The sequence below is a fragment of the Rhizobium sp. TH2 genome, assembly GCF_024707525.1.
Taxonomy (GTDB): domain Bacteria; phylum Pseudomonadota; class Alphaproteobacteria; order Rhizobiales; family Rhizobiaceae; genus Rhizobium_E.
The window spans coordinates 2607325-2624830 of sequence record NZ_CP062231.1 but is presented as its reverse complement, the minus strand read 5'-3'; the positions used below and the strand labels follow the sequence as shown (position 1 = coordinate 2624830).

The following is a 17506-nucleotide window of genomic DNA, read 5'->3' as shown; positions in this document are numbered from 1 at the left end:
GAAAGGGCAGGCGACGACCACAGGGTTTTCGCCTGCCCACAACTTCCGTTCTATGACATCTTGTGGGTGACATTTGAGTGCCCGAACACAAGATGTAGTGATTGCTGTCGCTTGAAAGCCGCAACGAATCAGTTTTGCGCACTGCTGCCACAAAGCCCCAAATTTTTACAGACGATCGGCCATTCGGGCTGAAAAATAAATAATTTCAAGACGATTTTAATGACATCGGCTTGGGGCGGCACGGCCACCCCATCGAGAAATGCAGGTATTCCCGAGGCTTGGACGTTTTCCCAGTTTTCCACATCCTGTTGATACTAGATGTGGTGTTAATAATTTCGTCACGAACAAGCTCTTGACGGAATCGCGTGGCACGCGCTTAATGAACCTCGTTGCGGCGGCAGCAGGATCGGATTGTAACGAGGCCCGGTCCATTTTTTAGAAATCTGCGTGTGATCAAGGGGCGTCAGCCCAAGGCATTTCCGTGCCTTGGTGACGGGTGAGAACACGCGGATTTTTTTGCCCCAAGACAGACAAAAGACTGGCATTAATGCGGCGTTAATACTATATTTAGTGTTTGCGACCAACAATGCCACAAGATGCAGGGGTAGGGGAATCACCGCTCCACATTTTGAGATCGAGGCAACTGGTACGCAAGGTCACCAAACCCGCGCGTTCCAGAACGGGAATTCATGCGCCATTGTCATGGGCGCGACCAAGGCTAGGGGTTGAACAGATGCGCATAGAACGGAAATTCACGGAAGCCGGCAAGTCGGCCTATGACAGCGTTGCATTCCGCACCGCGACCAGCGAAATCCGCAACCCCGATGGGTCGATCGTGTTCCGCCTCGCCGATATCCAGGTGCCGGAACAGTTCAGCCAGGTGGCTGCCGATATCCTCGCCCAGAAGTATTTCCGCAAGGCCGGCGTGCCGACGCATCTGAGACGCGTCGAGGAGAACAACGTTCCCTCATGGCTGTGGCGCTCCGAGCCCGACAAGGAGGCACTCGCCAAGCTGCCGAAGGACGAGCAATCCGGCTCCGAGATCGATGCGCGCCAGGTCTTCGACCGTCTCGCCGGCACCTGGACCTATTGGGGCTGGAAGGGCGGCTATTTTTCATCCGAGGAAGATGCGCTCACTTTCCGCGACGAGCTTGCCTATATGCTCGCTACCCAGCGCGTCGCGCCGAATTCGCCGCAATGGTTCAACACGGGTCTCCATTGGGCTTACGGCATCGACGGTCCCGGCCAGGGCCATTTCTATGTCGATCCCTTCACCGGCAAGCTGGTCAAGTCGAAGTCGGCCTATGAGCATCCGCAGCCGCATGCCTGCTTCATCCAGTCGGTCGAGGACGATCTCGTCAACGAAGGCGGCATCATGGACCTCTGGGTCCGCGAGGCGCGCCTGTTCAAGTATGGCTCCGGCACCGGCTCCAACTTCTCCTATCTGCGCGGCGAGGGCGAAAAACTCTCGGGCGGCGGCCGTTCCTCGGGCCTGATGAGCTTCCTCAAGATCGGTGACCGCGCTGCCGGCGCCATCAAGTCGGGCGGTACGACCCGCCGTGCGGCCAAGATGGTCGTGGTCGACATCGACCACCCCGATATCGAGGCTTACATCAACTGGAAGGTCAAGGAAGAGCAGAAGGTCGCGGCCCTCGTGACCGGCTCGAAGATCGTCGCCAAGCATTTGAAGGCGATCATGAAGGCCTGCGTCAATTGCGAAGGCTCCGATGGCGATTGCTTCGATCCGAAGATGAACCCGGCGCTCAAGCGCGAGATCAAGGCCGCCAAGGCCTCGATGGTGCCCGAGAACTATATCGGCCGCGTCATCCAGTTCGCCCGCCAGGGCTACACGGACATGGAATTCAAGACCTACGACACGGATTGGGATTCCGAAGCTTATCTCACCGTTGCCGGCCAGAACTCCAACAATTCCGTCTCGATCAAGGACGACTTCCTCCGCGCCGTCGAGCGTGACGACACCTGGAACCTCACCGCCCGCAAGGACGGCAAGGTCGTCAAGACGCTGAAGGCCCGCGACCTCTGGGAGTCGATCTCCTACGCCGCCTGGGCATCTGCCGATCCGGGCCTGCATTTCAACACGACGATGAACGACTGGCACACCAGCCCGGCGGCCGGCCCGATCCGCGCCTCCAATCCGTGCTCGGAATATATGTTCCTCGACGATACCGCCTGCAACCTGGCCTCCCTGAACCTCATGCAGTTCAAGGACCCGAAGACCGCGCGCATCAACATCGGCGAATACGAACACGCCGTCCGCCTCTGGACCATCGTGCTCGAAATCTCCGTCATGATGGCGCAGTTCCCGTCCAAGCGCATCGCCGAACTCTCCTATGAATACCGCACGCTCGGCCTCGGCTATGCCAATATCGGTGGTCTCTTGATGTCCACCGGCATTCCCTACGACTCCGACGAGGGCCGTGCGATTGCCGGTGCGCTCACCGCCATCATGACCGGCGTCTGCTATGCGACCTCGGCCGAAATGGCCGGCGAACTCGGGACTTTCCCGATGTACGAGCCGAACCGCGAGAACATGCTGCGGGTCATCCGCAACCATCGCCGCGCGGCGCATGGCACGAAGTCCGGCTATGAGTCCCTCTCGGTCACCCCGGTGGCGCTGATCCATGCCGACAGCCCCGACCAGGACCTGATCAAGCATGCCACGGCGGCTTGGGACCTTGCTCTGGAACTCGGCGAGAAGCACGGCTACCGCAACGCGCAGGTCTCGGTCATCGCGCCCACCGGCACGATCGGCCTGGTCATGGATTGCGACACGACGGGCATCGAGCCCGATTTCGCACTGGTCAAGTTCAAGAAGCTCGCCGGCGGCGGCTACTTCAAGATCATCAACGGCGCCGTGCCGGAAGCGCTCCGCACGCTCGGCTATTCCGAGAGCCAGCTTGCCGAGATCGAGGCCTATGCCGTCGGCCATGGCAACTTCAACCAGGCGCCCGGTATCAATCCCGGCTCGCTGAAGGCCAAGGGCTTTCCGGATGACAAGATCGAGGCGGTCAACGCCGCGCTGAAGTCGGCCTTCGACATCAAGTTCGTGTTCAACCAGTGGACGCTCGGCGCCGAGTTCCTCGGCTCCCTCGGTGTCACCTCTGAGCAGATGAACGCGATCGACTTCAACCTGCTCGACCACCTCGGCTTCTCCAAGAAGGAGATCGAGGCCGCCAACATCCATGTCTGCGGTGCGATGACGCTCGAAGGCGCGCCCTTCCTCAAGAAGGAACACCTGCCGGTCTTCGATTGCGCCAATCCCTGCGGCAAGATCGGCAAGCGCTACCTCTCGGTCGAGAGCCACATCCGCATGATGGCGGCTGCCCAGCCGTTCATCTCGGGCGCGATCTCCAAGACCATCAACATGGCGAATGACGCTACCGTCGAGGATTGCAAGAACGCCTACATGCTGTCGTGGAAGCTCGGCCTAAAGGCCAACGCGCTTTATCGCGACGGCTCCAAGCTTTCCCAGCCGCTCAATGCCTCGCTGATCGAGGACGAAGCGGACGAGGATGCGATGGAAGACTTCATCGCAGCACCTGCTGCGGCGCAGGCCGTGGCGGTCACCGAGAAGATCGTGGAAAAAATCATCGAACGTGTTTCCCGCGAACGTGAGAAGCTCCCGAACCGTCGCCAGGGCTATACCCAGAAGGCGATCGTCGGCGGCCACAAGGTCTATCTCCGCACCGGCGAATTCGGCGATGGCCGCATCGGCGAGATCTTCATCGACATGCACAAGGAAGGTGCGGCCTTCCGTGCGATGATGAACAACTTCGCCATCGCCATCTCGCTCGGCCTGCAATATGGCGTGCCGCTCGAGGAATATGTCGAGGCTTTCACCTTCACCAAGTTCGAGCCGGCCGGCATCGTGCAGGGCAATGACGCGATCAAGAACGCCACGTCGATCCTCGACTACGTGTTCCGCGAACTCGCGGTGTCCTATCTCGGCCGCCACGATCTGGCGCATGTCGATACGTCCGATTTTTCCAATACCGCGCTCGGCAAGGGCATTTCCGAAGGCAAGACCAACCTGATCTCGACCGGCTGGACGCGCGGCCACAAGCCGACGCTGGTTTCGGGCGGCATATCAGGCGAGCCCAAGGGCTCGGCCGGCGAGGGCGCCCGCGGTGCTCTCGGCGCCTCCGTGATCTCCGCAGCCTTCGGCGGCAACACGGCCCGCAAGCTCGACGTCGAACCCTCGGTCACCGAAATCACGGCCTTCCGCCGCGATTACGAGGAACGCCAGGCGGAGATCGCCGAGGAGCTGGAATATGAGGAGGTCGTCGAACCCTCCACCGACACCGGCCTCTTCACCGACAAGGCCGCCGCCGACGCGGCATCAGCCAAGGCGGACGCCAAGACGCTGGCCGCCGACCGCCGGGCGCAGGCTCTGGCGCAGGGCTATACGGGCAACATGTGCGGCGAGTGCCAGAACTTCACCATGGTGCGGAACGGGACCTGCGAGAAGTGCAACACGTGTGGTGCGACCAGCGGGTGCAGCTGATAGGGGATAAGCGGTAAGCGCCACTTAACCTAAGCGAGAATTGGGAATATTGTGCCCCGCGATGATTGAGTTCATCGCGGGGTTTTGTTCATGAAGCGTCCAATAAATGTTTACCTCGACACTCAAGACTATATAAATCTCGGGAAAAGCACTTTAACATCGGAGATGGAGGCAATAAAGGCCTATTTGCTTGAAGAAATCAGAATAGGCTCAGTGGTAATTGGCTATTCTTATCCACTAATATTTGAGCTTTTGCGAAATAGCGATGAAAAACATAGAGTTGATCGTCAAAGCAGAGCAAGAACCATTAAACAACTATGTGGTTCACATGCTCATCCCTATCCAACGGATTTGAAGGATGGACGTACGTTCCCCAACAAAGGGATATGGGTACCAATAAGCACATTTGATGGAATTACGCCAAGCTTCGTCAAGGCAAAATTTGCAGAGCCGATTGATAACCTTATTGCCGACCCGCGCCTAACTAGACAAAAAAGACAACAGCTTAAATCAACTAAGGGCGTGAGGGAACTGTTTAGATCCGTAAGAATTGGTCCTTTTTCGAAGGCAGACTTTACCGGCATGCCAGTGCCCGAGCAAATGTTGAAAGACCGAATAGTGGAGCGATATTTGCGCGGGGACCTTTCTGTGCATTCCATCATAAATGCTCTGAGAGGCTGGATGATTGATCCGGAAAATATGATGGAGCTTTGGTATGAATATTCAGGCTTCGCCAATCCTCTGGAAGCCATTGTGTCAAAGACTGCGGCGCCCCTTTTCGATGCACTTGAACAGATGCGGCAACTCCAAGTGAACTATAAGAAGCTTGTCGCTACTCAAAAGAAGAATCAACGTGAACTGCGAAGCTTGATTGCCAAGACAGGATTGGATGCAGGCACACTGGGTGTCGCCAATTTACTTACACCTCCACCAAAATTGGAGGTCGACTTTCCAAAGAAGAAGTTTGACGAACTGTTCGGCGAAGGTCGGGGTGACGTCATTGAGCTGTATGTCAACTCTGTTGTATTCGGTGAGCATGAAAGTCAAGATTCCGACGTCATCGACATGCTGCACTTTCTTTATATCCCTGATGTGGATCTCTTTAGGTGCGATAGGAAAATGGCTCATTTAGTTGGCAGAGAGCCGAGCGCATTTCGCAATAAGATTGTGTCCAGTTTGTTGGATCTCCCAGCCAGAATTGATGCACTGAAAACCGCCCGGCAATCTAAGAAGTAAGCTTTTTTTGGCCGCATCCCCTCACCAACTTCGACCAGGCGCTCGACCTTTGGTTTCATGCGGTCTAACTATCCTCTCGCACAAGTGGGTAAGCATCCACACTCTAGGCGCCAAATTCTACCGAATCCCGCCAAAAGACACTAACAATCGTCAAATTGACCGTTAATTAAGCATGCCCGGATAAGCTTCAATGAGTTTTTTCCGGAGCGAGATTCAATCCATGGCGTCGATTCAACGAAAAGTTACATTTGCGAGCGTGGCGATCTTCGCGCTGGCGGGCGGTATCACGGGGGTGGGCATGTGGTCCGCCCATGTTCTGGCAAAGAACGCCGGCGACGTGAACCGCTCGGCCGAGATCCTGAGAAACCACATGCAGGCGGACATGATGCATGATGCGCTGAGGGCGGACGTGCTCGCGGCGATCCTGGCGTCCGATCCCGCCACGGGTGTTTCCATGGACACCGTCAAGGCGGACCTGGCGGAACATGAGGCGAATTTCAAGGCGATGGTCATGGCCAACAAGACGCTCGCCGCCGATCCGGTGACACAAAAGGTGCTTGCCGACCTCGACGCCCCGTTGACGACCTATATCGACAGCGCGGCGAAAATGGTCGATCTCGCGGGCGGAAAATCGGCCGATGCCTTGAAGGCCTTGCCCGATTTCATGGCGCAGTTCTCGAACCTGGAAACCGCGATGGAGCAGGCGGGCGACCAGATCGGTGTGGTCACGGAAAACGCCGTCAAGCAGAGCGGCAGCGTGGAGGAGGCCATGGACACGTTGCTCGCAGCCCTCTTCGCCGTGGCCGCTATGTTCTCTATCGGGCTCTTCGTCCTGACGCGAAAGACAGTCACCAAGCCCATTCTCTCGCTTTCGAACGCCATGGAGCGGCTGGCCGGGGGCGACACCGACATAGACTCCGCCGGGCAGGGGCGCTCGGACGAAATCGGCATCATGGCCAAATCCGTGGAAGTCTTCCGCCAGGCGGCGATCGCCAAGAAGACGTTGGAACAACAGACGGAAAACCAGCGCCGTCAGTCCGAGATCGACCGCATCGCCACGCAGGAGCGGATCGAGGCCGAGGCCGCGGAACGGCTGAGGATCGCGACCTCCGGATTGGCCGCGGGTTTGCGGCGGCTTGCATCCGGCGATCTTTCCTTCCAGCTCGATCAGGCGTTCGCGCCCGATTTCGAGGCCTTGCGGCATGATTTCAACCAATCCGTCAAGCAGCTGGGCGACACGCTGAGCGCCATCTCGGTCGGCATGGCCGCAATCGATGACGGTACGAGGGAAATCTCTGCTGGCGCTGGCGACCTGTCCGTGCGGACGGAACAGCAGGCGGCATCGCTCGAAGAGACCGCCGCCGCACTCGACCAGATCACCGCCAATGTGAGCAGTTCCAGCAAGCGGACGGAGGAGGCCCGCGCGGCGGCCACCGACGCGAACCGCAGCGCCTCGAAATCCGTCGAGGTCGTTTCACAGGCGGAGGAGGCGATGCAGCGCATCGAGACCGCCTCGCAGCAGATTTCCAACATTATCGGCGTGATCGACGAGATCGCCTTCCAGACCAATCTTCTCGCGCTCAATGCGGGTGTCGAGGCTGCGCGCGCCGGCGAGGCCGGCAAGGGTTTTGCCGTCGTGGCGCAGGAAGTGCGCGAACTCGCCCAGCGCTCGGCGCAGGCCGCCAAGGAGATCAAGGGGCTGATCCACAATTCCTCGACCGAGGTCGCGGGCGGCGTGAAGCTGGTGCGGGAGACCGGGGTTTCGCTCAAGACGATCGGCGAGCAGATCGCTGGCATCAACATTCACATGGACTCGATCGCCACGGCGGCGCGCGAGCAGTCGACCGGACTGTCGGAAGTCAATCAGGCGGTGAACTCCATGGACCAGACGACGCAGAAGAACGCGGCGATGGTAGAGGAGACGACCGCCGCTTCCGCGACGCTCGCCATGGAAGCAGCCAAGCTCAGGGGCCTCGTCGGGCAGTTCAAGCTCAACGGCGCGCCATCGGCCCAGTCGGCCACGCTCAGGCAGGTGGCCCGGACGATGGCCGAGCCGGCGCAGCGGCCCGCGGCACCGAGAAAGGCCGCAGGTATAGGCGCGGCTGCCGCGCATGCCACGCAGGGCGATTGGCAGGAATTCTAGCCAGCGGCGGGCCAACCCTCGCGCCATGGACCCGTTCCACCGCGCGAGAAATCGGCCCAGAGATCGATGCACTACGCACGTTAGGCAGTAGCGGTTTGCCTCATGTCATCCTATAGTCACATTCCGGCGGCGCGCGGGCATTCAACCTGCGCGCTGCCTGCATTGATATGGAGTTCTGCTGTGAGCGTTGCCTTCACCAAGGAAGAAAGTTCCGAAACCGCTTCGGAGACCGTGCTGCCGGATCGCCCGATTTCGCCGCATCCGAACCTCGTCACGGAAGCGGGGTTGAAGGCGCTGGAACTGGCGCTCGCCCAGGCGCGCGAAGCCTATGAGGCAGCCAGCGTAATCGAGGACGTCAACGAACGCCGGCGCCACGCCGCGATCCCCTTGCGGGACGCGCGCTATTTCGCCGAACGCGTGAGCACCGCACAGGTCATCCCCGACCCCGTGTCAACTGATATTGTCGCCTTCGGCAATACCGTGACCTTCAGCCGCGATGACGGGCGCGTGCAGACCTATCGCATCGTGGGAGAGGACGAAGCCGATCCCAAATCGGGATCGATCTCCTTCGTCTCGCCGGTGGCAAGGAGCCTGATGGGCAAGGCGATCGGCGACGTGGTCAGCGCCGCCGACCACGAATTCGAGATCATCGCCATCGCATAGAGCCGGGCTTAGCGGGCGGCAAGCGGCTCTCAGTCGTCGCTGCCGCCGAACAGCGCCTTGAGCGGATCCTTCTTCTTGCCGGAATCCTTCTTGTCGTCGTCCTTGTCTTTCTTGGCCGAATCCTTCGCGGCCTTGAGGCCGTGTTTGAGCAGTTCCTTGCTGCCCTTCGGCATCTTGCCCTTCTTCATGGCGCCGCCCAGCAGGCCGGCGGCGATGTCGAGGGCCACGTCGTCCATTGCATCCGTATTGGCGGTTTCCTCGCTTTGCGTCTCTTCCTTGACGGGCTTCTTCTTTTTGCTGGCGGCGGGCGCCTCGATTGATGTCACGACGGCGATTGCGGCTGCGAGCGTGGCGACCAGAAGCTTGTTCGGCATGAATGACTCCTCCAATACCCGCAGCCGGGCTGCGGCGGCTGATTGCGAATGTGCGGGCAAGTTTCCCCTGACCCGGAATTCGTGACGGGCGGGCTTGCGAAAATATTCTCGGTCGAACGACTGAAAATGATCGAGAGCGATTTTCTTGCCAGTCAAATCAAGCGGTTGCGCGCATATATAGGAAAAGATACCTATTATCTCTTCCCAATGCTTGGCACCTATGGCACAATCCCTCCCGTTCTACCCTCGGCTACCCCGCATGGCGATGCGGGCGGGGCGGAACCGGTGCTGGTCATGGGGAGGCGACGCAAAGCCTCATGACAGGGCCCGTGCAGAAAATGGTTCTCCTCCGGGCTGAAAAAGGCCCGGGCGTGCCTGTGAGGCATTGGAGGCCCGAACGGAATGCGGGGGTGATGGTCCCGCGAACGCCATGCCAGCGATGGATGGCGTATCTACATCGGAGGCCGACGGGTTCGAGAACCTTGTTGGCACGGGCCGTTCGGTGACGCAGAGGAACCGGAGTTGCACGGGAAAAACCACCGAATACGGGGCACGGATACGTGTCTTAACGACCGGCTTCCGAGGGCCGGTCATCTAACTGTGGCACGGAAACGTGTCCCGGCCGATCCTTCGTGCCAAGCACACGGGATCGGGGAGGTGCATGGTCAAGCCACGGGGCGGAAACGTCCGCGTGAACGGGAACGCGTGTTTTTAGACGTATCGCGCCATCAGGCAGCCGGCCTTGTGGAGATGAAGGTGGCGCAGGCAGCGAGGATCAGGCCGGAGCCGATCTTGGCGATCACAGGCAGGCTGGAAAGGGCCAAGATATAAAGGAGACTGAGGCTCATGGTGGCCAGCGCGATGACTTTGATGCGGGTGGGGATGGCGCCTCGCAGCCGCCACGCTTCGATCGGCGGCCCGAGACGGGGATGGTTGACGAGCCAGTGTTCGAGCCGCGGCGAGGACTTGGCAAACGCCCAGGCGGCGAGCAGCAGGAATGGCGTCGTCGGCAGCAATGGCAGTGCAATACCAATAATGCCAAGCGCCACCGCCGTGACCCCGATCGATATGTATATGAATCTCATCTCTTCCCGTCCGGGAAATCGCCTCAGGAAAACTGCGCATCCAAGCGCATATTTGCCCGGCTCGCGCAAGACTGTTCCGCATACGAGCGACGCAACAGCTTCTCCAGGTTTCATTCGCATACGAACGAATGACGTAAAGCTGAAACATAGCCATCCTAATCCATCAGCATCGAAGGAGAGGGAGACGGCCAATGAGCTTGGCAAACGCTGTCATCGCAAGCTGCGCGACGATCCTGGGCTTTGCGACATCCGCCGTGGTCGCCGAAGTGCGGCACGCCGAACACGTCGCGCTGCGGATCTACCTCTCTTCGGCGCCGTCACCGGTTTCCCAGAAGGCCAAGCTTTTCACCCGTTACCGCTCGCTCGCCGTCGATCCGATCGGCGTCGCCAGCGCGGCGCCGGATTTCGAGCGGCAGGCGGTGCACGGTGCAGGTCCAAGCGAGCGGGTGCGCGGCATCGTCCGCTAAGGCGCGGCCGGCCCAAGGACGCTTTCTTACCAAAGCCTGAATTTATTCGCCAAAATCCCCTGCGTTTTTTGCATGCCTACAATGCGACCTTATGCATTTTTATTGAGCAGAGGAATGCCTATCTGATGTGCACGAACAAAGCACATGTCAGGAGACACGAAAATGAGCATCCGCAAGAAAATCCGCAACTACGTCGAAAACCGCAAGGCCGTGCAGGAGCTTTCCGCTCTCAGCGATCATGCCCTCAGCGACATCGGCCTTTCCCGTTCGCAGATCCGCACCGCCGTCCTCGGCCGCTAAGCGGAAAAGCAAATACCGGCGGCGATACCTCCCTCCCGTCCGCCTCGACACAGCCAGCCGCTCCCCTCGGCTGGCTGTCTTTTTATGTGCAGCTTTGCGCCACGCAAAATGGCGCGGTGCGAAAGTCATCAAATCTTCGCGGAACCGAACCGGTGACTCGTGGCTTAAGGACATGTCCCGGAGGCATCTCGTATCGCACCGCCTCGGAGGAGTGCCCAGCCGCATGTCGGCCGGGACAGGGACGAAAACGAAACATCAACCGATCAGCAACGCAAGGACCCCCTGGCGATGATGACACTGAGATATTTCGCGATCGCGGCCCTCGGGCTCCTCGGTTCGTGCACGGTCCCCGCCGATACATCGCCTGTCGTCGAAGAAGACCGGACGGTCAAGGTCTCACGCACCGTGATGGTCGGCATGAGCGAGGCGGATGTCCGCATGTGCGCGGGCTTTCCCACAATGGGCGTCAAGATCGCGGACAACGAGAAGATCTGGACCTACCAGCGCATCTATGCCCGCGGCACGATCAATTTCGGCGCCTCGACGCTCGCCGTCGGGCCGACGCCGGGGCTCACGGGCGGCACCGGGCTCGGCACGCCCGGCTTCTGCTACACCCAGATCCGCTTTCTCGACGGCAAGGTCAGCCAAGTGGAATTCGCCGGGGACAACAATACTGCTACACGCGTCAACGGCCTTTGCGTCTCAACCGTGGACCGCTGTGTGGTCTATGCCAAAGGCAGGAAGTAGCTGTTCGCTCCGTATCAAGCACGGATTCTGGAACCGATCCCGCCCATCACGCGTTCCTTGCCAGTTATGCCGCAAGGGGAATTTCCGTGGCCATTGAGACGACAGATGCCGCCGCCGGTTCCTCCCAGAGAGTGCGCAACAGCCGCCTAGCGACCAACCGCTATCTCGGTGGCATCTTCATCCTGCTGTCGATCTACGGGCTCTACCTCAGCCGGGATTTCCTGACGCCCGTCCTCCTCGCCTTCATGTTGGCCACCACGCTGTCACCGATCGTGCGCTATCTCGCCAAGTGGTACGTCCCGCCAGTCGTGTCGGCAACGTTGCTGATCATCATGTCGGTCTTTGTCTTCGGCGCGATCGGCTATGCCACGAGCGGGCCGGTCAGCCAGATGATCAACCAGGCGCCCGAGATCGGCGCCAAGCTCAAGGAGCGGGTCGCGACGATACGGCAGGCGATCGACAAGGCGGTCGAGGCGACCAACCAAATCGACAACGTCGCCGAGAACGTGTCGGATGCGAAGACCCAGAAAGTCGTCATCGCCCAGCCGGGCATCCTGTCGCGCGCTGCCGGCAACCTGCTGTCGGTCGGCACGACCATGGCGATCACCTTCGTGCTGTCGCTCTTCCTGCTCGCCTCAGGCACGATGTTCTACCAGAAGATCATCCAGACCTTCAGCCTGCTCTCGGACAAGAAGAAGGCGCTGCGCGTGGTCTACAATGTCGAACGCGAGATCTCCCGCTATCTCTTCACCATCACCTTCATCAACATCATCGTCGGCGTGGTGGTCGGCTGCGGCCTGTGGCTGATCGGCATTCCCAATGCCTTCGTCTGGGGGGTGGCCGCGACCATCCTCAATTTCCTGCCCTATGTGGGAGCGCTGATTGCCATCATCCTGACCGGCATCATTTCGTTGGTGACCTTCGACAACCTTGCCTACAGCCTCGTGGCGCCGGCCTTCATCCTGCTGGTGCACATCATGGAAGGCCAGTTCCTGACGCCGCTCCTGCTCGGCCGGCGGCTCGAGCTCAATGCGGTGGCGGTGTTCATCTCGATCTCGTTCTGGTCCTGGCTCTGGGGCTTCGTCGGCGCGCTGATGGCGGTGCCGTTGCTCGTGGTGATCAAGGTCGTCTGCGACAATTTCGATAATCTCGCGCCGTTCGGCAACTTCCTCTCCGCCCACCAGCCGCCGATCAAGATAGAAGCGGAGGAGACGGCGCCGGGAACATCAGCTGTAGCAAACATTTCACAAACGAATTCTTGATTTTTAATTTTATGAAATAATCGAACAAAATTTCAGTGGAAGTGCCTTGCTGGCGCGTTACCGCACCAGACAAGAAGAGCGCAAATGCAAGGCAGAACAATATGATACAGATACACCCGATTACGGGCCAAATCACCTTCGCCTATTCCATGACATTGTCTGACACGGCTTACATTCTCGGAAAGCACGCCTCGATCGCGACGACGAGCCCCGACGCGCTCTACCAGAATGCCGGCGTCAGCAACAATCTGGTCGTGATCAAGGGACAGGTTCATGGCGGAATGGCGGATTTCGATTCGGCCATTACGCTCACGGGTGGAAGCACCGTCGTCAAGGTTGCCGAATCCGGCATCGTGGATGCGTCGACCGGTGTCCAGATGGGTGGTGCAGGGCAACTGCTTGAGAATCACGGCACGATCGATGCCAGCGATCGCGGCGTCTGGCTGCAGAGCGATGGCACGGTCAGGAATTATGGCCGCATACATGGCGAGATGGAGGGCATTTTTTCCGGAGGCGTCAACTCTGTGAAAGTGGTCAACGGCGAAAGCGGGCGTATCATTTCCGAGAGTGCGGCAATCCAGTTCGACGGTGGTCCCGACACAGCTTCGATCCTGCGCAATGACGGCCTGATCAACGGCAAGGGTGATAATTGGGCCCTCTACTCCGCCTCCGGCGCTGAAACCGTGATCAATCATGGGGTCATGAAAGGCAGGATCTGGATGGGCGAGGGGAACGACACATTCGACAATCGCGGCGGCAAGGTGGATCATGAAATTCGTGGGGGTCTGGGCAATGACACGCTGATCACCGACAGCGCCAAGGTGCAATTGATGGAATTGGTCGACCAAGGCAGCGATACCGTCAAATCAACGGTCACCTATACGCTTTTCGAGAATGTGGAAAACCTCGTCCTGCTCGGCAAGGCCGATATCAATGGCAAGGGTACGGAGACGGACAACGCGCTCGGCGGCAACAAGGGCGACAACAGGCTGACGGGTCTCGGCGGGGAGGACATCCTCAACGGCGCGCGTGGCAACGACATCATGACCGGCGGTGCCGATGCCGATGTCTTCCTCTTCACCAAGGGCGGGGGGCATGACGTGATCACGGACTTCGTGGGTGGCGAAGACCATGTCGATCTTAGCGGGCAGCAGATCATCATCGATTACGACGACCTGATCAAAAGCCATATCACGTCGTCGCATGGCGACCTCGTGATCCATATGGGCAATGATACGCTCACCTTGCGGGATACGGTGTTGGCCGATCTGGACGACAAGGATTTCTTCTTCTGAAGAAGCGGAAACTATCCCTAAGCAATTGAAAAATATAATATTCGGCTGGAAGTGTCCGGCTGAAACGTCTCCTCACATCGACGCACGGCAAAAATCATAACAACGAGGGCACCAGCATGACGACGCACCATATCACGGGGCACAAAACCGCGACCTATAATCTTCAAAGCTCTGGCGACACTTTCGTGCTCGACAGACAAGCCTCGATCGAATTCGATGGCAATTACGCGGTCTACCAACAGTCTATGGTGCATGACAATCGCCTCGTCATCAAGGGCTCGGTGACGGGCGGAGACGAGTATCTGCAGGCCGGAATCTATATGGGTGGCCCAGACAGCGATGTGCGGATTGCATCAACGGGGGTCGTTCGGGGCTACACCGGCGTCGAGCTGGCCGGCGTCAATGAGAATCTCCGCAACGATGGTCGTCTCATCGGCGACGGCTACGGCATTCTTGCCCATAAGAACAACGAGATCGACAACTTTGGTGTCATCAAGGGCACCTTTGCCATTACGACCTATGATGGTGACGTGACCGTCATCAACGAGGCCGGTGGCAAGATCATTGGGTCAAGTGGAGCGATAGTGATGGCCGGAACTTCGGCCACCCATTTCACCGTCATAAACCATGGCCTCATGAAGGGTGGTGACGATGTCCTGGACGGCATGGCGAGTATCAGCACTGTCATCAATCGCGGGGTTATGAAGGGTGCCATCGAACTAGGTGAGGGTGACGATTCCTTCGACAATCGCGGCGGCAGCATCGACCACGATGTCGTGGGGCAGGGAGGGAACGACACTCTGATTGCCGACAAGGCCAGCACCCACCTGGTGGAGGCGAGCGGCGAGGGCACGGACACTGTCAAATCGACCGTGTCATACACGCTCTCGGCCAATGTCGAAAATCTCGTGCTGCTCGGCAAGGGCGATACCAATGGCACCGGCAACGCCGAAGCCAACGAGCTCGACGGCAACAAGGGCGACAACAAACTGGTCGGCCTGGAAGGCGCGGATATTCTTGACGGGGCCGGCGGCGACGACATCATGACCGGCGGCGCGGATGCCGACATCTTCCTGTTTGCAAAGGGCGGTGGCCACGACATCATCAAGGATTTCACGCATGGCGAGGATCATGTAGACCTGTCGGGACAGGGCGTTATTGCCGACTTCGATGACATGATCGCAAATCACACCACGTCATCGCATGGTGACCTGACGATCCATGTTGGCGCCAATGCGACGCTGATCCTCGAAAATACAAAGGCCGGCGATCTGGACTTCAACGACTTCTATTTCTGAGATCTCAAGGATTGAGGTCTTTCGCCATCACTGGTCCCGGGGGACGTCATGCAGATCAGGAGATCGATTTTTGCCATTCTCACCGCCTCCGTGATCCTTTTCCCGGCTGCGGCTCGCGCCGTCGACGACAATTGCGGTTATGGCCCCAACGACTGGTGTACGACCGAAAAGGACGGTGCCTGCGGCAGGCACAAGGACGCTCTCTCCTGCATGAAAGATCCGGCCTGCAAGGGCATGCAATACCGTGGCGAATCCGTGGTAGCGTGCAATTGGGATGAGAACGGCTATGCGGGCAATTGTCCGACCGTGGGATGCCTCGACAGGAATTGAATTCCTCTGTCTTCGGCATGTCACGTTTCGCGCAATAAGACTCTGCGTATGCGTCTCGGGTGGGGACGTGCACGGGGGGACGACAGTCCATGGAACGGGTAAAGCTTTATTTTTCAATGCGGTACTTTCCGCTCACGGCGTCCGTCATCATCGCCTTGTTCCTGGCGCTGATGATCGTGACGCGCGAGTGGCCATTCGCGGTGTCGGTCGTGTTTTTCTTCATCTTCGTACTACTGGCCGCCGTCGGTGTTCACGACGTGCTGCAGACCAAGCGGGCGGTTCTGAGGAACTATCCGATCTCGGGTCATGCCCGCTACATCATGGAGGATCTCCGTCCGAAGATCCGGCAATATTTCTTCGAAGGAGAGAAGGACGGCCGGCCGTTCCCGCGTGACAAGCGCTCGCTCGCCTATCAGCGCGCCAAAGGCCAGCTCGACAAGCGGCCGTTCGGCACCGAATACGATGTCTATGAGCCGAAATACGAGTGGATCTCGCATTCCTTCGCGCCGAGCCGTATCGAGAACTCGGATTTCCGCGTCAAGATCGGCGGGCCGGACTGTCTCAAGCCATACCAGGCCTCGGTGCTCAACATCTCGGCGATGAGCTTCGGCTCGCTCTCGGCCAATGCCATCCGTTCGCTCAACAAGGGCGCCAAGCTGGGCGGCTTTGCCCATGACACGGGCGAGGGTGGCATATCGCCCTATCACCGCGAAAATGGCGGCGACATCATCTGGGAGATCGGCTCCGGCTATTTCGGCTGCCGCAATGACGATGGCTCGTTCTCGCCGGAACGGTTCCGCGAAAATGCGACGTCCGAACAGGTCAAGATGATCGAGATCAAGATCAGCCAGGGCGCCAAGCCCGGCCATGGCGGCGTGCTGCCGGCGGCCAAGATCACCGAGGAGGTCTCGCGGATACGTGGCATTCCGATGGGGCAGGACTGCATTTCCCCATCCGCCCATCCGGCCTTCTCGACGCCGCTCGAACTGATGGCCTTCATCAAGCAGCTGCGCGAGCTTTCAGGCGGCAAGCCGGTGGGGTTCAAGCTCTGCATTGGCCATGCCCACGAATTCCTGGCGATCATCAAGGCGATGCTGGAAACCGGCATCACGCCTGATTTCATCGTCGTCGACGGCAAGGAAGGCGGTACCGGAGCGGCGCCATCGGAATTCATCGATCATATCGGATTTCCGCTGCGCGAGGGGCTGACATTCGTCCACTACGCGCTGGTGGGCGCCAACCTGCGCGACAGGATCAAGATCGGCGCATCCGGCATGATCATCTCCGCCTTCGACATCGCCCGGGTCATGGCGCTCGGCGCCGACTGGTGCAACATGGCACGCGGTTTCATGTTCGCGGTGGGCTGCATCCAAAGCCAGGCCTGCCACACCGATACCTGCCCGGTAGGCGTGGCAACGCAGGACCCGGACCGCCAGCGCGCCCTCGTCGTGCCAGACAAGGCGACCCGCGTGAAACAGTTCCACGGCAAGACGCTCGAGGCGCTGGCCGAAGTGGTCTCCGGCGCGGGGCTGCATCACCCCAGTGAATTCGAGACCTTCCACTTTCACAAGCGCGTTTCGCATTCCCAGGTCACGACCTTCACCAATCTCTATCCGCCGCTCGATCATGGCGAACTGCTTTTCGGAACCGAAGATCACCGCTACAAGATCCCCTGGCATCTGGCGCGTGCCGACAGTTTCAAGGCTGCTTCGCTTTAGCGTTGGCTGGGTGAATGTTTGACCCTCGCGGGCCGTCATCGGGGAGAAAATCTCCACTCGATG

Annotated in this window: 14 protein-coding genes; 12 read left to right on the top strand and 2 right to left on the bottom strand. The window is 59.2% G+C overall.

What is annotated here, in order from left to right:
• The first annotated feature begins 733 nt into the window (after positions 1 to 733).
• From IHQ71_RS13145 to greA, 4 genes are all read left to right on the top strand, one after another.
• Positions 734 to 4525, top strand: a complete 3792-nt coding sequence (locus IHQ71_RS13145; RefSeq protein WP_258162385.1) for a vitamin B12-dependent ribonucleotide reductase — start codon at positions 734 to 736, stop codon at positions 4523 to 4525.
• A 90-nt stretch (positions 4526 to 4615) separates the two neighbouring features.
• Complete coding sequence (locus tag IHQ71_RS13140) at positions 4616 to 5761, top strand: hypothetical protein (RefSeq protein WP_258162384.1); 1146 nt, start codon at positions 4616 to 4618, stop codon at positions 5759 to 5761.
• A gap of 220 nt (positions 5762 to 5981) precedes the next feature.
• Positions 5982 to 7904: a methyl-accepting chemotaxis protein gene (locus IHQ71_RS13135; RefSeq protein ID WP_258162383.1), complete on the top strand. Its 1923-nt coding sequence runs from the start codon at positions 5982 to 5984 to the stop codon at positions 7902 to 7904.
• Positions 7905 to 8084: 180 nt separating this feature from the next.
• Positions 8085 to 8567 (top strand): transcription elongation factor GreA, encoded by a 483-nt coding sequence (greA, locus tag IHQ71_RS13130; RefSeq protein ID WP_258162382.1) that lies wholly within the window; start codon positions 8085 to 8087, stop codon positions 8565 to 8567.
• A gap of 29 nt (positions 8568 to 8596) precedes the next feature.
• On the opposite strand, the gene IHQ71_RS13125 is transcribed toward greA, so the two are convergent.
• Positions 8597 to 8941, bottom strand: a complete 345-nt coding sequence (locus IHQ71_RS13125; protein ID WP_258162381.1) for a hypothetical protein — start codon at positions 8939 to 8941, stop codon at positions 8597 to 8599.
• A 728-nt stretch (positions 8942 to 9669) separates the two neighbouring features.
• Positions 9670 to 10026: a YbaN family protein gene (locus tag IHQ71_RS13120; protein ID WP_258162380.1), complete on the bottom strand. Its 357-nt coding sequence runs from the start codon at positions 10024 to 10026 to the stop codon at positions 9670 to 9672.
• Positions 10027 to 10217: 191 nt separating this feature from the next.
• On the opposite strand from IHQ71_RS13120, the gene IHQ71_RS13115 reads away from it, so the two are divergent.
• The 8 genes from IHQ71_RS13115 to IHQ71_RS13080 all read left to right on the top strand — a co-directional run bounded on the left by IHQ71_RS13115 (position 10218) and on the right by IHQ71_RS13080 (position 17443).
• Complete coding sequence (locus IHQ71_RS13115) at positions 10218 to 10493, top strand: hypothetical protein (protein ID WP_258162379.1); 276 nt, start codon at positions 10218 to 10220, stop codon at positions 10491 to 10493.
• A gap of 162 nt (positions 10494 to 10655) precedes the next feature.
• On the top strand, positions 10656 to 10793 hold the full coding sequence (locus IHQ71_RS13110; RefSeq protein WP_258162378.1) for a DUF1127 domain-containing protein: 138 nt from the start codon (positions 10656 to 10658) through the stop codon (positions 10791 to 10793).
• 288 nt (positions 10794 to 11081) lie between these two features.
• Positions 11082 to 11540, top strand: a complete 459-nt coding sequence (locus IHQ71_RS13105) for a hypothetical protein (RefSeq protein WP_258162377.1) — start codon at positions 11082 to 11084, stop codon at positions 11538 to 11540.
• A gap of 86 nt (positions 11541 to 11626) precedes the next feature.
• Entirely contained in the window at positions 11627 to 12802 is a 1176-nt protein-coding gene (locus tag IHQ71_RS13100; RefSeq protein WP_258162376.1) for an AI-2E family transporter, read from the top strand.
• Between the two features lie 101 nt (positions 12803 to 12903).
• Positions 12904 to 14097: a calcium-binding protein gene (locus IHQ71_RS13095; RefSeq protein WP_258162375.1), complete on the top strand. Its 1194-nt coding sequence runs from the start codon at positions 12904 to 12906 to the stop codon at positions 14095 to 14097.
• Positions 14098 to 14213: 116 nt separating this feature from the next.
• Positions 14214 to 15395 carry a calcium-binding protein gene (locus tag IHQ71_RS13090; RefSeq protein ID WP_258162374.1) on the top strand — a complete coding sequence of 394 codons (1182 nt, stop codon included), beginning with the start codon at positions 14214 to 14216 and terminating at the stop codon, positions 15393 to 15395.
• Between the two features lie 48 nt (positions 15396 to 15443).
• The gene (locus IHQ71_RS13085) at positions 15444 to 15725 is read left to right on the top strand and encodes a hypothetical protein (protein ID WP_258162373.1); all 282 of its coding nucleotides are present in this window, start codon (positions 15444 to 15446) and stop codon (positions 15723 to 15725) included.
• A gap of 89 nt (positions 15726 to 15814) precedes the next feature.
• Complete coding sequence (locus IHQ71_RS13080) at positions 15815 to 17443, top strand: FMN-binding glutamate synthase family protein (RefSeq protein ID WP_258162372.1); 1629 nt, start codon at positions 15815 to 15817, stop codon at positions 17441 to 17443.
• The last annotated feature ends 63 nt before the right edge of the window (positions 17444 to 17506 follow it).

Bases quoted from the DNA above. Each gene is read 5' to 3' on its own strand.
- IHQ71_RS13145 (WP_258162385.1), top strand. From the start codon at position 734: ATGCGCATAGAACGGAAATTCACGGAAGCCGGCAAGTCGGCCTATGAC.
- IHQ71_RS13140 (WP_258162384.1), top strand. From the start codon at position 4,616: ATGAAGCGTCCAATAAATGTTTACCTCGACACTCAAGACTATATAAAT.
- IHQ71_RS13135 (WP_258162383.1), top strand. From the start codon at position 5,982: ATGGCGTCGATTCAACGAAAAGTTACATTTGCGAGCGTGGCGATCTTC.
- IHQ71_RS13125 (WP_258162381.1), bottom strand. From the start codon at position 8,941: ATGCCGAACAAGCTTCTGGTCGCCACGCTCGCAGCCGCAATCGCCGTC.
- IHQ71_RS13120 (WP_258162380.1), bottom strand. From the start codon at position 10,026: ATGAGATTCATATACATATCGATCGGGGTCACGGCGGTGGCGCTTGGC.
- IHQ71_RS13115 (WP_258162379.1), top strand. From the start codon at position 10,218: ATGAGCTTGGCAAACGCTGTCATCGCAAGCTGCGCGACGATCCTGGGC.
- IHQ71_RS13110 (WP_258162378.1), top strand. From the start codon at position 10,656: ATGAGCATCCGCAAGAAAATCCGCAACTACGTCGAAAACCGCAAGGCC.
- IHQ71_RS13105 (WP_258162377.1), top strand. From the start codon at position 11,082: ATGATGACACTGAGATATTTCGCGATCGCGGCCCTCGGGCTCCTCGGT.
- IHQ71_RS13095 (WP_258162375.1), top strand. From the start codon at position 12,904: ATGATACAGATACACCCGATTACGGGCCAAATCACCTTCGCCTATTCC.
- IHQ71_RS13090 (WP_258162374.1), top strand. From the start codon at position 14,214: ATGACGACGCACCATATCACGGGGCACAAAACCGCGACCTATAATCTT.
- IHQ71_RS13085 (WP_258162373.1), top strand. From the start codon at position 15,444: ATGCAGATCAGGAGATCGATTTTTGCCATTCTCACCGCCTCCGTGATC.
- IHQ71_RS13080 (WP_258162372.1), top strand. From the start codon at position 15,815: ATGGAACGGGTAAAGCTTTATTTTTCAATGCGGTACTTTCCGCTCACG.